The 14,914-nt window shown below is 73.7% G+C and carries 14 protein-coding genes; 10 read left to right on the forward strand and 4 right to left on the reverse strand.

The features are described 5' to 3' along the window. The first annotated feature begins 78 nt into the window (after positions 1-78). The 8 genes from rimP to H0S66_RS14565 all read left to right on the forward strand — a co-directional run bounded on the left by rimP (position 79) and on the right by H0S66_RS14565 (position 8,580). A complete protein-coding gene (gene rimP / locus H0S66_RS14530) occupies positions 79-594 on the forward strand; it encodes a ribosome maturation factor RimP (RefSeq protein ID WP_179616015.1) in 516 nt (171 codons plus the stop codon). Next, positions 594-1,592: a transcription termination factor NusA gene (nusA, locus tag H0S66_RS14535; RefSeq protein ID WP_179616016.1), complete on the forward strand. Its 999-nt coding sequence runs from the start codon at positions 594-596 to the stop codon at positions 1,590-1,592. Before rimP ends, nusA begins: the two co-directional genes overlap by 1 nt. Before the next feature lie 176 nt (positions 1,593-1,768). Further along, the gene (locus tag H0S66_RS14540) at positions 1,769-2,053 is read left to right on the forward strand and encodes a DUF448 domain-containing protein (protein WP_246305157.1); all 285 of its coding nucleotides are present in this window, start codon (positions 1,769-1,771) and stop codon (positions 2,051-2,053) included. Between the two features lie 129 nt (positions 2,054-2,182). Next, positions 2,183-5,056 carry a translation initiation factor IF-2 gene (infB, locus tag H0S66_RS14545; RefSeq protein WP_179616017.1) on the forward strand — a complete coding sequence of 958 codons (2,874 nt, stop codon included), beginning with the start codon at positions 2,183-2,185 and terminating at the stop codon, positions 5,054-5,056. 110 nt (positions 5,057-5,166) lie between these two features. After that, positions 5,167-5,649 carry a 30S ribosome-binding factor RbfA gene (gene rbfA, locus H0S66_RS14550; protein WP_179616018.1) on the forward strand — a complete coding sequence of 161 codons (483 nt, stop codon included), beginning with the start codon at positions 5,167-5,169 and terminating at the stop codon, positions 5,647-5,649. After that, on the forward strand, positions 5,646-6,557 hold the full coding sequence (gene truB / locus H0S66_RS14555; protein WP_179616019.1) for a tRNA pseudouridine(55) synthase TruB: 912 nt from the start codon (positions 5,646-5,648) through the stop codon (positions 6,555-6,557). Before rbfA ends, truB begins: the two co-directional genes overlap by 4 nt. A gap of 21 nt (positions 6,558-6,578) precedes the next feature. Next, positions 6,579-7,526, forward strand: a complete 948-nt coding sequence (locus H0S66_RS14560) for a bifunctional riboflavin kinase/FAD synthetase (RefSeq protein WP_179616020.1) — start codon at positions 6,579-6,581, stop codon at positions 7,524-7,526. Positions 7,527-7,530: 4 nt separating this feature from the next. Then, positions 7,531-8,580, forward strand: a complete 1,050-nt coding sequence (locus H0S66_RS14565; RefSeq protein ID WP_258016933.1) for a hypothetical protein — start codon at positions 7,531-7,533, stop codon at positions 8,578-8,580. A 30-nt stretch (positions 8,581-8,610) separates the two neighbouring features. Here the strand turns inward: H0S66_RS14565 and H0S66_RS14570 are convergent, their stop codons facing one another. Genes H0S66_RS14570 through H0S66_RS14585 form a run of 4 tightly spaced genes read right to left on the reverse strand, consistent with a single transcriptional unit; the run spans position 8,611 to position 12,699 of the window. Further along, the gene (locus H0S66_RS14570) at positions 8,611-8,868 is read right to left on the reverse strand and encodes an HPr family phosphocarrier protein (RefSeq protein WP_179616021.1); all 258 of its coding nucleotides are present in this window, start codon (positions 8,866-8,868) and stop codon (positions 8,611-8,613) included. A gap of 42 nt (positions 8,869-8,910) precedes the next feature. Next, on the reverse strand, positions 8,911-10,974 hold the full coding sequence (locus H0S66_RS14575) for a PTS fructose transporter subunit IIABC (RefSeq protein WP_179616022.1): 2,064 nt from the start codon (positions 10,972-10,974) through the stop codon (positions 8,911-8,913). Between the two features lies 1 nt (position 10,975). Then, positions 10,976-11,935 carry a 1-phosphofructokinase family hexose kinase gene (locus H0S66_RS14580; RefSeq protein WP_179616023.1) on the reverse strand — a complete coding sequence of 320 codons (960 nt, stop codon included), beginning with the start codon at positions 11,933-11,935 and terminating at the stop codon, positions 10,976-10,978. After that, positions 11,932-12,699: a DeoR/GlpR family DNA-binding transcription regulator gene (locus tag H0S66_RS14585; RefSeq protein ID WP_179616024.1), complete on the reverse strand. Its 768-nt coding sequence runs from the start codon at positions 12,697-12,699 to the stop codon at positions 11,932-11,934. The genes H0S66_RS14580 and H0S66_RS14585 overlap by 4 nt, the downstream gene beginning before the upstream one ends. Positions 12,700-12,808: 109 nt before the next feature. On the opposite strand from H0S66_RS14585, the gene ptsP reads away from it, so the two are divergent. Then, complete coding sequence (gene ptsP, locus H0S66_RS14590) at positions 12,809-14,500, forward strand: phosphoenolpyruvate--protein phosphotransferase (RefSeq protein WP_179616025.1); 1,692 nt, start codon at positions 12,809-12,811, stop codon at positions 14,498-14,500. 136 nt (positions 14,501-14,636) lie between these two features. After that, entirely contained in the window at positions 14,637-14,876 is a 240-nt protein-coding gene (locus tag H0S66_RS14595) for a DUF6458 family protein (protein WP_179616026.1), read from the forward strand. Positions 14,877-14,914 lie beyond the last annotated feature (38 nt).

Consider the following 14,914-nt stretch of genomic DNA (forward strand, 5'->3'; position numbering starts at 1 on the left):
GCGGGCCGGGGGAGGGGCTATCGTGGCCGCACCGCAACGCCCGCACCAGCACAAGAGAACACCGGAGGTCTCCGACCCGTGACCCAGCCGAAGCAGGACACCACCAGGGACCGGATCGAGGCGGAGCTCCGCGCTCCGCTGCTGGCCCTCGAGCTCGACGTCGAGGCGGTGGAGATCACCCCGGCCGGCAAGCGCCGGGTGCTGCGCGTGGCCGTCGACAAGGACGGCGGGGTCAGCCTCGACGACGTGGCCGAGGCCACGCGCGAGGTCAACCGGGTCCTCGACGACTCCGACGTGATGGGCGAGCAGCCCTACACCCTCGAGGTGACCTCGCGGGGTGTCGACCGCCCGCTGACCCTCGAGCGCCACTGGCGCCGCAACGCCGGACGCCTGGTCAAGGTGACGACCTCCGACGACAGCACCTTCACCGGGCGCATCAGCGCCGCGGGCGAGGACGCCGCCACCGTCGAGGTCGACGGGGCCCAGCGCGAGGTGCGCTACGCCGAGGTCGCCAAGGCGCTCGTGCAGATCGAGTTCAACCGCCCCGGCGCCACCGCGGACAGCCAGGACGACGAGTCGGAGGAGGACGCCTGATGGACATCGACATGAGCATCCTGCGGATGCTGGAGCGCGAGAAGGAGATCTCCTTCGAGGTGCTGGTCGAGGCGATCGAGCAGGCCCTGCTGATGGCCTACCAGAAGACCTCGGGCGCCTACGAGGACGCCCGCGTCGAGCTGGACCGCAAGACCGGCCACGTCACGGTGATGGCCGCCGAGCTCGACGACGACGGCAACAAGATCGGCGAGTTCGAGGACACGCCCCAGGGCTTCGGCCGGATCGCCGCGACGACGGCGAAGCAGATCATGCTGCAGCGGCTGCGCGACGCCGAGGACGACCTGCGCTTCGGCGAGTTCGCCGGCAAGGAGGGCGACATCGTCTCGGGCGTGATCCAGCAGGGTCGCAACCCCGACGACGTGATGGTCGACCTCGGCAAGCTCGAGGCGCTGCTGCCCGTCAGCGAGCGGGTGCCCGGCGAGGACTACAGCCACGGCACCCGCATCAAGTGCCTGGTGGTCTCGGTCCGCAAGGGCATGCGCGGGCCCCAGATCACGCTGTCGCGCTCGCACCCCAACCTGGTCAAGCGGCTCTTCGCCCTCGAGGTGCCCGAGATCGCCGACGGCACCGTCGAGATCGCCGCCGTGGCCCGCGAGGCCGGCCACCGCACCAAGATGGCGGTGACCAGCTCGGCCAAGGGGGTCAACCCCAAGGGCGCCTGCATCGGCCCGATGGGCCAGCGGGTGCGCAGCGTGATGGCCGAGCTCAACGGCGAGAAGATCGACATCGTGGACTGGGCCGACGACCCCGCCGCCCTCGTCGCCTCGGCGCTGTCGCCGGCGCGGGTCACCTCGGTCGAGATCGTCGACGCCGCCGCACGATCGGCGCGGGTCGTGGTGCCGGACTTCCAGCTCTCGCTGGCCATCGGCAAGGAGGGCCAGAACGCCCGGCTCGCCGCCCGGCTGACCGGCTGGCGCATCGACATCCGCAGCGACGAGGCTCCCCGCGAGACCGAGGTCGTGGCCCCGCCGTCCTGAGCGGGGCACCGGCCGGCGCACGACGCTCCCGGTTCGGTCCTCGGGGGCCCGACACGCTAGGGTTGTCGGTGGTGGTCCATCCAGACGTTGTCCCCGCACCCACGGCCGATCCCGCTCCGCGCGGGCCCGTCCGGACCTGCGTGGGATGCCGGCGCCGGGCCACCAAGGACGAGCTGTTGCGGCTCGTCGTCGGCTCGGACCCGCACGGCCACCCGGCCGTCGTGCCCGATCCCGGGGGCGGCGCAGCCGGCCGTGGGGCGCACCTGCACCCCACGACCGAGTGCTTCGACCTCGCGGTGCGGAGGAAGGCCTTCGCCCGGGCGCTGCGTGTCAGCGGCGGGCCGGGGCTCTCGAGCGCACCGGTGGCCGAGCACCTGGCCGCCAGTACGACCAGCAGCACGACCAGCAGCACCAGCACGACCAGCAGGCACAGCACCGAAGACAGCGAGGCGGTCCGATGACCGCCCGGACGACCAGGAACTGGAGCAGCAGCTCATGAGCACTCGATGAGTTCTTCCCGATGAGTTTGCACCACCACTAACGGTCCCCAGGAACGCCCGTGACCCGGGTCTGGGGCCAGAAGGAGAATTGTGGCCAAGACCCGCGTACACGAGCTCGCCAAGGAGTTCGGCGTCGAGAGCAAGTTCGTTCTCGAGAAGTTCAAGGAGATGGGGGAGTTCGTCAAGTCGGCGAGCTCCACCGTGGAGCTCCCTGCGGAGATGCGTTTCCGCAAGGAGTACGGCGAGAAGCTGAAGACCGAGGCTCCCTCGGCGCCCGCTCCCGCCAGCGCCGCCCCGGCGGCCAAGCCCGGCCCCCGGCCCGGCCCGAAGGCGCCCAAGCCCGCCGCCGAGACCCCGGAGGCCCCCGCGGCCCCCGAGGCCCCTGCTGCGCCGGCTGCCGCCGAGGCGCCCGCCGCCGCTGAGGCACCGGCCGCTCCCGAGGCGCCCGCCGCCCCGGAGGCACCCGCCGCGCCTGCTGCGTCCGCCCCGCGTCCGGGCCCCAAGCCCGCGCCGCGTCCGGCCGCCAAGCCGGCCCCGAAGGCCGAGCCCCAGGCTCCCGCCGCCAAGTCCGACGGCGGCGAGGCAGGCAAGCCGGCCCCGCGTCCGGTCGGTCGCCCCGGCACCCCCCGTCCGGGCAACAACCCGTTCTCCTCCAGCCAGGGCATGGGCCGCAAGCCCTCCCCGGCCCCCGGTGGCGAGCGCGGCCCCGCTGCTCCCGGCCCCGGTGCCGGAGCCGGTGCCGGCGACCAGCGCCCGCCGCGCCCGCCGGCCGGTCGTGACGGCGGCGCTCCCGGGCGCTCCGGCATGCCGCGCCCCAACCCGGCGATGATGCCCAAGTCCCCGGCCGCGTTCGGCTCGGGCCCCGGCGGTCGTCCCGCCCCCGGTGCCGGTCGTCCCGGCCCCGGTGGTCGTGGCGGCGGTCGTCCGGGCCCCGGTGGCGGAGCCCCGGGTCGTCCCGGTGGCGCCCCCGGCGGGTTCGCCGGTCGCCCCGGCGGCGGTGGCCGTCCCGGCGGCGGTCGTCCCGGCCAGCGTGGCCAGACCCAGGGTGCGTTCGGCCGTCCCGGCGGTCCCTCGCGCCGCGGTCGCAAGTCGAAGCGGGCGCGTCGTCAGGAGTTCGAGGCCATGGAGGCCCCGACCCTGGGCGGCATGCGCGTCCGCAAGGGCAACGGCGAGGTCGTCCGCCTGGCGCGAGGCGCCTCGCTGACCGACTTCGCCGAGAAGGTCGGCGTCGACGCCGCCCAGCTCGTGCAGATGCTCTTCCACCTCGGAGAGATGGTCACCTCGACCGAGTCGGTCAACGACGCGACGCTCGAGCTGCTCGGCGAGGAGCTCAACTACGTCGTGCAGGTCGTCTCGCCCGAGGACGAGGACCGCGAGCTGCTCGAGTCCTTCGACCTCGAGTTCGGTGAGGACGAGGGCGACGAGGACGACCTGATGGTGCGGCCCCCGGTCGTCACCGTCATGGGTCACGTCGACCACGGAAAGACCAAGCTCCTCGACGCGCTGCGCAGCGCCAACGTCGTCGACAAGGAGGCCGGTGGCATCACCCAGCACATCGGTGCCTACCAGGTCACCACCGACGTCGACGGCGCCGAGCGTCGCATCACCTTCATCGACACCCCGGGTCACGAGGCGTTCACCTCGATGCGTGCCCGTGGTGCCCAGGCCACCGACATCGCGATCCTCGTGGTCGCGGCCGACGACGGCGTGATGCCCCAGACGATCGAGGCGCTCAACCACGCCAAGGCGGCCGGTGTGCCGATCGTGGTCGCGGTCAACAAGATCGACAAGGAGAGCGCGGACCCGACCAAGGTCCGTGGCCAGCTCTCCGAGTACGGCCTGGTGCCCGAGGAGTACGGCGGCGACGCGATGTTCGTCGACGTCTCGGCCAAGTCCGAGCTCAACCTCGACAAGCTGCTCGAGGCCGTCGTGCTGACCGCCGACGCCTCCCTCGACCTGCGGGCCAACCCCGAGCAGGACGCACAGGGCCTGGTCATCGAGGCGCACCTGGACCGCGGTCGCGGTCCGGTCGCCACGATCCTGGTCCAGCGCGGCACGCTGCGCGTGGGCGACTCGATCGTGGCGGGCCCGGCCTACGGCCGCGTGCGCGCCATGCTCGACGAGCACGGCGAGAGCATCGACGAGGCCGACCCGTCGCGTCCCGCGATGGTCCTGGGCCTGACCGCCACCCCGGGTGCCGGCCAGAACTTCCTCGTCGTCGACGACGACCGGATGGCCCGCCAGATCGCCGAGAAGCGCGAGGCGCGCGAGCGGGCGGCCATGCAGGCCAAGCGCCGTGTCCGCCGCACGCTCGAGGACTTCATGGCCTCCATGGAGAAGGGCGAGAGCCAGGAGCTCAACCTCATCCTCAAGGGCGACGTGTCCGGTTCGGTCGAGGCCCTCGAGGACGCCCTGTCGGCGCTCGACGTGGGCGACGAGGTCAGCCTGCGCGTCATCGACCGCGGTGTCGGTGCGATCACCGAGACCAACGTCGACCTGGCCGCCGCCTCCGACGCGATCATCATCGGGTTCAACGTCCGGCCCCAGGGCAAGGCGACCGAGATGGCCGACAAGGAGGGTGTCGAGATCCGCTACTACTCGGTCATCTACCAGGCGATCGAGGAGATCGAGGCGGCCCTCAAGGGCATGCTCAAGCCCATCTACGAGGAGTCGACCCTGGGTCAGGCGGAGATCCGCGCGATCTTCCGCTCCTCCAAGATCGGCAACATCGCCGGCTGCATGGTCACCAGCGGCCTGATCCGCCGCAACGCCAAGGTCCGCGTCATCCGCGACGGCAACGTCGTGGCCGACAACCTCGACCTGGCCTCGCTCAAGCGGGAGAAGGACGACGCCTCGGAGGTCCGCGAGGGCTTCGAGTGCGGTCTGGTGCTCAAGAACTTCCAGGACATCAAGGAAGGCGATGTCGTGGAGGCGTTCGAGATGAAGGAGATCCCGCGCAGCTGATCGCGGCTCCACCGCTGCCCGAGGGCAGCGCAGCAGCAACCGGCGCCCGTCCCCACCTCGTGGGGGCGGGCGCCGCTCGACTCACACCCCCACGTTCGTAAGGTAGGAACATGACCAACCCCCGGGTGCGCAAGATCGCCGACCGGATCCAGGTGATCGTCGCCGAGATGCTCGAGCGCCGCGTCAAGGACCCGCGGCTCGGCTTCGTGACCGTCACCGACGTGCGCGTCACCGGCGACACCCAGCACGCCAGCGTCTTCTACACCGTGCTCGGCGTCGGTGGCCCCGGTGCCGCTGACGACGAGGAGGCCCAGCTGGCCGCGACCGCGGCCGCGCTCGAGTCGGCCAAGGGGCTGCTGCGCTCCGAGGTCGCCAAGCAGCTCGGCATGCGCCTGGCCCCGACGCTGGAGTTCATCCACGACGCGCTGCCCGAGACCGCTCGCCAGCTCGACGAGGTGCTGGCGCGGGCCCGTGCCCAGGACGAGGCCGTCGCCGCCCAGCGCGGCGCGGCGTACGCCGGCGAGGCCGATCCCTACAAGAAGCCCCGTGAGGACTCCGAGGAGTCCGAGGGCGTGGACGAGCCCGAGGCGTGAGGCCCTCCGCCCCGGTGACCCCCGGGCTGGTCGTCGTCGACAAGCCCGCGGGGATCACCTCCCACGACGTGGTCTCGCGGGTGCGCCGGCTGGCCGGGACCCGCAAGGTCGGCCACGCCGGCACCCTCGACCCGATGGCCACCGGTGTGCTGGTGCTCGGCGTCGACCGGGCCACCCGGCTGTTGGGCCACCTGATGCTCACCGAGAAGGCGTACGACGCCACGGTGCGGCTCGGCGTCGCGACCGGCACCGACGACGCCGAGGGCGAGACCCTCTCGGCCGCCGGGGCCGCGGGCGTGGAGGGGCGGGCCGTGCGCGAGGTGCTCGCCGGCTTCGTGGGCGACATCGAGCAGGTCCCCACGGCCGTCTCGGCGATCAAGGTCGACGGCAGGCGCGCCTACCAGCGGGTCCGCGACGGCGAGCAGGTCGAGCTGGAGGCGCGCCCGGTCACCATCCACGAGCTCGTCGTGCACCAGGTGCGTCCCGCCACGGCCGCCGACGCCGCGGGCGAGCCGGTCGAGGTGCTCGACGTCGACATCTCGATGCGCTGCTCCTCGGGCACCTACGTGCGCGCGGTCGCCCGCGACGCCGGCGCGGCGCTGGGCACCGGCGGCCACCTCACGGCGCTGCGCCGCACCGCGGTGGGCCCCTACGACCTCGACGTGGCCCGCACCCTCGAAGACCTGGCCGACGACTTCGCGGTGCTGCCGCTGGCCACCGCTGCCCGGGCCGCGTTCGCGAGCCTCGACCTCGACGAGCAGCAGGCGCGCGACGTACGTGTCGGCCGCCCGATCGACGTCCCGCTCGAGGAGATGACGGGGGTCTTCGACCCCGACGGTGAGTTCCTGGCGCTCTACGAGCCGCGCGAGGGCCGGGCGCGCCCGGTCGCGGTGTTCGTGCAGGGTTGAGCCGGGGATAGGGTCGTGACCGTGCAGCTCTGGCGTTCCCTGGACGACGTGCCCGCCGACCTGGCCCGCACCGTCGTCACCATCGGCAACTTCGACGGCGTGCACCTGGGCCACCGCCAGGTGCTGGCCCGGGCCCGGCGGGTCGCCGACGACCGCGGCCTGACCCTGGTGGTCGTGACCTTCGACCCGCACCCGATGGCCGTGCTGCGCCCCGAGCACGCCCCCACCTCGCTGACCACGCTCGAGGCGCGGGCCGAGCTGCTGGCCGAGGCCGGCGCCGACGCCGTGCTGGCGCTGCCCTTCGACCGCGACGTGGCCTCCTGGACGCCCGAGGAGTTCGTCGACCGGGTGCTGGTCGACGGCCTGGGCGCCGCCGCCGTCGTCGTGGGGGCCAACTTCCGCTTCGGGCACCGGGCCGCCGGTGACGTGGCGACCCTGGTGGCGCTGGGCGCCGACCGTGACCTGGACGCCGAGGGCATCGAGCTCGACGGGGGACCGCAGGTGTGGTCCTCCACCTACGTGCGCACCTGCCTGGCGGCCGGCGACGTCGCCGGCGCGGCGGAGGCCCTGGGCCGGCCCTACGCCGTGCGTGGCGAGGTCGTGCGCGGCGACCAGCGCGGCCGGGACCTGGGCTACCCGACCGCCAACGTGCCGGTCGGCCCGCGCAGCGCGGCCCCGGCCGACGGCGTGTACGCCGGGTGGCTGCGCCGCCTCGACACGGGGGAGAGCCTGCCCGGCGCGATCAGCGTCGGCACCAACCCCACCTTCGCCGGCGAGCGCGAGCGCCGCGTCGAGACCTACGTCCTCGACCGCACCGACCTCGACCTGTACGGCGTCGAGGTGGAGGTCGGCTTCGTCGACCGGCTGCGCGGGATGGTCGCCTTCGACTCCGTCGAGGAGCTGCTCGAGCAGATGGCCGACGACGTGGACCGCGCCCGCGAGGCGCTGCGCCCGGCACCGGGGGTCTGAGCCGGTGCCCTCGCGTCCCTCGCTGCCGCTGCGCGGGCGCCACGGCCGCGGCGAGGACCCGCTCGAGCGCACCGACGCGTGGTTCCTGGCCAACGGGCTGTCCTACTTCGTGCCCGAGAAGCGCTCCGAGGCCAGGGCCGCGCTCTCGCCCCGCCGCACCGTGCCGCGCCTGCTGCTGGTGGCGCTGGTCGCCGCCGCGGGCGGGGCGGCGCTGGCCTGGGTGACCGGGCAGGTGAGCGCCGCGCCGGCGGTCGTGCTGTCGCTGGTCATCGCCGCCACCGTGGTCTACGCGCTGACGGTGCTGCACGCGCGCCCGATCGTGACGTGGGCGCTGGCGCGCACCGTGGCCGGGCTGCGCTCGCTGCTGCCGCTGGCCACCCGGGCGCTGCCGCTGCTGCTGGTCTTCGTGACCTTCCTCTTCATCAACGCCGAGGTCTGGCAGCTCGCCGCCGAGCTGGAGACCGGTGCGCTGTGGCTGGTGGTGCTGCTCTTCGCCGTGCTCGCGGTGGCGTTCCTGGGCGTGCGCCTGCCCGAGGAGGTCGACAAGGTCGACGACGAGGTCGACGACGCCTTCCTCGTGCGCGCCTGCGCCGGCACCCCGCTGGAGGCCGAGTGCGCCCGCCTGGTGGCCGACCCCGACGCCGACCCGGCGTCGTACGCGACGGTCACCGGCTTCGAGCGCGCCAACCTGGTGCTCGCGATGGTCGTCATCCAGGCCGCGCAGGTGCTGCTGATGGCCGGCGGCGTGCTGATCTTCTTCCTGCTCTTCGGGGCGCTGACGATGGGCGTCGACGTGCAGGCCGCCTGGACCGGCCAGGCGGTCGACGAGATCACCAAGCTGCCCTACCTGGTGCAGGTCTCGGTGCCGCTGGGCAAGGTCTCGCTCTTCCTGGCGGCGTTCTCGCTGCTCTACCTGGCGGTCTCGACCGTCACCGACGACACCTACCGCGAGCAGTTCTTCGGGCGGGTCACCCGCGAGCTCGAGCGCGCCGTGGGGGTGCGGGCGGTCTACCTCGCCCTGCGGGCCGAGCGCCCGGCGTCCGGTCAGGAGTGACCGGGCGCCGGGCGCTCGTGGGGGCGGGTCTCAGGCGTCGAGGTCCTGCTCGACCAGGGCCGCGATCGTGTCGACGTCGCCCTGGTCGTCGCCCGACACGGTGACCTGGTCGCCCTTGCCGGCGCCGAGGGTCATGATGAGCAGCGCGGACGACGCCTCGACCGGCTCCTCGCCATCGACGGCCAGGAAGACCTCGCTGTCGAGGTCGGCGGCCGCCTCGGAGATGGTGGCCGCGGGACGGGCGTGCAGGCCGACGGCGGAGCCGACGGTGACGGTCTTGCTGGGCATGGTGCTCCTCTGCTGGGTGGGTCGTTCGGGTGGTGGTGCGGATCAGACGGTGACGAGCGGGGTCTCGGTCGGGGTCGGTGCGGTCGACTTCAGCGCCAGGACCGCGGCACAGGCCACGGCGACGCCGGCCACCAGGGCGATCACGAAGCCCAGCACGCCGTCGACGGCGAAGAGGACGAACACCCCGCCGTGCGGGGCGCGCAGGCTCACCCCGAACAGCTCGGCCAGGCCGCCCGTGACGGCGCTGCCGAGCATGATCGAGGGGATCACGCGCAGCGGGTCGGCGGCGGCGAAGGGGATGGCGCCCTCGGTGATGAACGACGCCCCCAGCAGCCAGCCGGCCTTGCCGTTCTCGCGCTCGGCGGCGGTGAACAGCGAGGGACGCAGGACCGTGGCCAGCGCGAGGGCGATCGGCGGCACCATGCCGGCCAGCATCACCGCGGCCATGACCTTGAGCTGCGGCGCGTCGGTGGCCGTCGCGGCGGCTGCCAGCCCGGTCGTGGCGAAGGTGTAGGCCGTCTTGTTGAGCGGGCCACCCATGTCGAAGGCCATCATCGCGCCGAGCAGGGCACCCAGGAGCACGGCCAGGCCGGGTCGGTCTCCCATGTAGACCAGGCCGGCGTCGAGCCGCTCCATGACGAAGCCGAGGGGACGGCCCAGGATGACGACCATCACGAAGCCCACGACCAGCGTGGTCACCAGCGGGATCACCAGCACGGGCATCAGGCCACGGGCCCACGAGGCCACAGGGCGCTGCGCGATCCAGTGCGCCACCAGGCCGGCCAGGACGCCGCCGATGATGCCGCCGAGGAAGCCGGTGCCGAGCGTGCCGGCCAGCGCGCCCATGACGAAGCCGGGAGCGATGCCGGGTCGGTCGGCGATGGCGAAGGCGATGTAGCCGGCCAGGGCGGGCACCAGGAACCCGAAGGCGGTGCCACCGAGCACGAAGAACAGTGCGCCGAAGTAGGCCAGCAACGGGCTGCCGAGCAGCGCGTGGTCGAGACCCAGCGCGTCGAGGTCGGGCAGGTTGAAGAGCGAGTTGTCGGTGGCGACGGCACCGTGGTCGACGATCTCGTAGCCGCCGAAGAGGAACCCGAGCGCGATCAGCAGGCCGCCGGCGGCCACGAACGGGATCATGTAGGAGACCCCGGTCATCAGCACGCGGCGGACCCGACCGCCCCACGACTCGGTGCCGGTGGCCCGGGCCTCACCGGGGCCGGGGGCACTGCCCTCGACACGGGCGGCGGCCGGGTCGTCCGCGCGCTCGAGCGCCTCGGCGATCATCAGGTCGGCCTCGTCGACGGGGCGCTTGACCCCGGAGCTGACCAGCGGCAGACCCGCGAACCGGGACCGGTCGCGCACCCCCACGTCGACCGCGAAGATGACGGCGTCGGCGGCCGCGACCACGGCCGGGTCGAGCGGGGTGGAGCCGGCCGAGCCCTGCGTCTCGACGGCGATGTCGACCCCGGCCCGCTCGGCGGCGGCCTCGAGCGCCTCGGCAGCCATGTAGGTGTGCGCGATGCCGGTGGGGCACGCGGTGACGGCCACCAGGCGGCGGCGGGTCGTCGGTCCCGTGGCCGCCGGCGCGGGTGCAGAGACAGGTGCCGAGGGTGCTTGACCGGCCCCGGGCGCGGCCGTGGTGGACGCGGTCCGGGCCGGCACCAGCACGTCCTGCACCAGGGCCACGACCTCGTCGGCCGTGGAGGCGCCGCGCAGGGCGTCGGTGAACGCCGGCTTCACCAGTGCGCGGGCCAGCTTGGTGAGCAGCTGGAGGTGGGTGGCGTCGCCGCCCTCGGGCGCGCAGATCAGGAAGGCGAGGTCGGCGGGGCCGTCCTTGGCTCCGAAGTCGACCGTCGGGGCGAGCCGGGCGAAGACCAGCGTCGGCTCCTGCACCGCGGCCGTGCGGCAGTGCGGGATGGCGATGCCGCCGGGCAGGCCCGTCGGCGAGGTCTCCTCCCGAGCCAGCGCGTCGCGCACCAGCTGGTCCAGGTCGCCGCTGCGCCCGGCGGCCACGACCTGCGCGGCCAGGCCGCGGATGGCCTGGTGCTTGTCGCTGCCGAGATCCGCGTCGAGACGCACGAGGTCGCTGTTGATCAGTTCTGACATGTCACCCTCCCTGGGTGTGGAACAGCTCGCGCACGCTGACCAGGTCCGGGTGGACCTGGGCGGGACGCGGGATGGTGGTGCCGGGCAGGCCGGCTGCCGCGCTGCCGTAGGCCACGGCCAGTGCGAGACGTTGGTCGGTCGACATGCCCTGCAGGTCGCCGAGGAGGTAGCCGAAGAGGCTCGAGTCGCCCGCACCGACGGTGCTGACCACGGTGGTGGGCGGGGGAGTGGCGTGCCACGCGCCGTGGGCGTCGACGAGCACCGCCCCGTGGGCGCCGAGGGTCACCAGGACGGTGCCGACCCCCAGCTCGACCAGGCCACCCGCTGCGCGGGCGGCAGCCACCGGGTCGGCCTCCAGCACGTCGGGGTCGTGTCCGGTGAAGGAGGCGAGCTCGGCGCCGTTGGGCTTCATCAGGTCGGGCGCTGCGCCCGGCAGGGCCTCGACCAACGCCCGCAGCGGGGCGTCGCTGGTGTCGACCGCGACGCGGGCGCCGGTGCCGGCGAGGAGCTCCACGAGGTCGGCGTACCAGCGCTCGGGCGTGGCCGGGGGCAGCGACCCCGCGAGCACCACCCAGGCGGCCGTGGCCGCGCGGTGCTGCAGCGTCTCGGCGAGGGCGGAGAGGAGCTGGGGCGTCGCGTCGGGGCCCGGGCTGTTGAGCTTGGTCGTGGTGCCGTCCGGCTCGGTGACGGTGATGTTGACGCGCGGGGGGTGCGGGGTCGGCACCGGTCGGGCGTCGATCCCCGCGGCGAGCAGCTCGTGGACGAACGGGTCGTCCGCGGGTGCGGGGAGCACCGCGAGCGAGGGGATGCCGGCGGCGACGCAGGCGCGGGAGATGTTGACCCCCTTGCCGCCGGCCTGCGAGAGCACCGAGCAGACCCGGTGGACGGCTCCGCGCTCCAGCGGGGCGTCCAGGCTCACCGTGCGGTCGTGGCTCGGGTTCGCGGTCAGGGTGACGATCATCCGACCAGCACCTCGATCCCGGCCTCGGTGAGCTCGGCGCGGTGGCGGTCGCTGATGGCGGCGTCGGTGACGAGCACGTCGATGGCGCTGAGCGGCGCGAACTGCACCAGGGCCTCCTCGCCGATCTTGTGGCTGTCGGCCAGGACGACGACCCGTCGCGCAGCGGCGACGAGCGCCCGTTTGGTCGCCGCCTCGTCGCGGTCCGGGGTGCTCAGGCCGTGCCCGGTGCTCAGGCCGTTCGTGCCCACCACGGCCACGTCGGCGCGGATCCGGCCGAGCGCCTCGACGGTCTCGGGGCCGACGGCGGCCTGGGTGGTGGGCCGCACCCGTCCGGGCAGCAGGTGCAGGTCGATGTGGGGCCGGCCGGCCAGCCGGCTGGCGATCGGCACCGAGTGCGTGAAGACGGTCAGCGGCAGGTCGGCGGGCAGCAGGGCGGCCAGGCGGGCGGTGGTCGAACCGGCGTCGAGGAGCAGCGCGGACCCGGCGCCGGGCAGGAGGCCCAGGGCGGCGCGGGCGATCGACTCCTTCTCGTCGGGGCGGTCCAGGTCGCGCTCGCCCAGGCCGGACTCGAGGGTGGCCAGGGCCTGCGAGGGCACCGCACCCCCGTGCACCCGGCGCAGGAGGCCCAGCCGTTCGAGGACCGACAGGTCGCGGCGCACGGTCTCGCTCGTGACGTCGAAGGCCTCGGCCAGCTCGCTGACCGACCGGCGGCCGCGCTCGGTCACCAGCTGGGCCATGGCCTGCTGGCGTTCCTGGGCAAACATCGGCTGCTCCTCCTGGGCGGTCCCGCGACCATCGCGTCGATCTGTGTTTGTGTTGTTTTATGCCCGAAAGGGTTTGACTGTCAAGAGAGGTCGGCGATAAGTTGTGAGCATGCTCACCCACTCCACGCTGCTCGGCACCCCGGTGGTGCCCGGCCTGGTCGTCGGCCCAGTCGTCGTCGTCCGCGCCGAGATCGACGCCACCGCCGTCGCGGTCTTCGACGCCTCCGTGCTCGACGAGCACGCCGCCCTGGCGGCCTACGACGTCGCCGTCGAAGCGGTCGCCGCGGGCTACGAGGAGCGCGCCACCTCGGCCTCCGGGGCGGCGGCCGAGGTGCTGGTCGCCAGTGCCGGGCTGGCTCGCGACCGGGGGCTGCGCTCGGCGGTGCGCAAGCACCTGCGTGCGGGGGAGGACCTGCTGGGCGCCCTCTCGGGAGCGGTGGCCCAGTTCGTCGGCATCTTCACCGACATGGGTGGACTGATGGCCGAGCGAGCCAGCGACCTGCGAGACATCGAGCGGCGCACGCTGGCCCACCTGGTGGGGGTCCCCGAGCCCGGCGTCGTCTCGCCGGCGACGCCCTCGGTGCTCGTCGCCGAGGACCTCGCTCCGGCCGACACCGCCGGCCTCGACCCCCGGGTCGTGCTGGCGCTGGTCACCGAGCGTGGCGGACCCACCAGCCACACCGCGATCATCGCCCGCCAGCTGGGCATCCCCTGCGTGGTCGGTGTGGCGGGCGCCCTCGACCTGTCCGAGGGCCTCGACGTGCTCGTCGACGGCACCACCGGCGTGGTGGAGGTCGGCGCCGATCCGGTGGTGGCTGACGAGAGGGTGCGGGCCGACCGGGCTCGCCGGGCCGAGGTGGCCGCCTGGTCGGGACCGGGCGCCACCGCCGACGGGGTCCCGGTCAAGCTCGTCGCCAACGTGGCCGACCCCGAGTCATCCGCCTCGGCCGTCCAGGAGCCGGTGGAGGGCGTGGGGCTCTTCCGCACCGAGCTGTGCTTCCTCAACCGCACCGACGAGCCGGACGTCGACGAGCAGGCGGCGATCTACGCCGAGGTCCTGCGTCCCTTCGCCGGCCAGGTCGTCGTGGTGCGCACGCTCGACGCAGGTTCCGACAAGCCGGTCGCCTTCGCCACCCACGTCGGGGAGGACAACCCGGCGCTGGGCGTGCGCGGTCTGCGCCTCTCGTTCGGCAACCCCGGGCTGCTGGCCCGTCAGCTCGACGCCATCCGACTCGCCGCCGACGACACGGGTGCGGAGGTCTGGGTGATGGCCCCGATGGTCGCCACCGTCGCCGAGGCCGCCGACTTCGCGGGCCAGGTGCGCGAACGGGGCCTCAAGGCAGGCGTCATGATCGAGGTCCCGGCCGCTGCCCTGCTGGCGCACCGCATGCTCGAGGTCGTCGACTTCCTCTCGATCGGCACCAACGACCTGACCCAGTACACGATGGCGGCCGACCGGATGGCCACCGACCTCGCCCACCTCACCGACTCCTGGCAGCCGGCGGTGCTGCAGCTGATCGCGATCACCGCACACGCCGGGCAGCAGGCCGGCAAGCCCGTGGGTGTGTGCGGCGAGGCCGCCGCCGACCCGCTGCTGGCCTGCGCGTTGGTCGGGATGGGCGTCACCTCCCTGTCGATGGCTCCCGCGGCGGTGCGGGCCGTGGGTGCCCGGCTGGCGACGGTCGGTGCCGAGACCTGTGAGGAGGCGGCCGAGGCGGCGCTGGCGGCGTCCGACCCGGCCGGTGCCCGCGCCGCGGTGCTCCAGGTGCTGGATGCCGGGGAGGGGTCCGCCCCGGCCTGAGGCCCGGGCCCACCCGCGTGGGGGTGGTCCGCTCCACCCGTGCGTAGGAGTTTGAGGGGCGGACCAGGTGGACACCATGGTCCGAGGCGCCCACGCTCCCTCCCCTGACCGGGCGCCACCGACGAAAGGACACACCATGGGTTACGGACTCGGAGCCTTCCTGCTGGCGGTCGGCCTCATCCTGGCGCTGGCCGTGCAGGACGCCGTCGACGGCGTCGACCTCCAGATGATCGGCTGGATCCTCACGATCGTCGGTCTCGGCGTCATCATCCTGTCCGCGGTGACGCTGAACTCGGGCCGTCGCAAGGGCACGGTCGCCACGACCACGCACGCCGACGGCTCGGTCACCGAGCGTCGCACCGAGCACGACGTGTGAGCACCTCCCGCTGAACCGGCCACGAGCGGCGCCCGACC

It is taken from the genome of Nocardioides marinisabuli (assembly GCF_013466785.1).
Taxonomy (GTDB): Bacteria; Actinomycetota; Actinomycetes; order Propionibacteriales; family Nocardioidaceae; genus Nocardioides; species Nocardioides marinisabuli.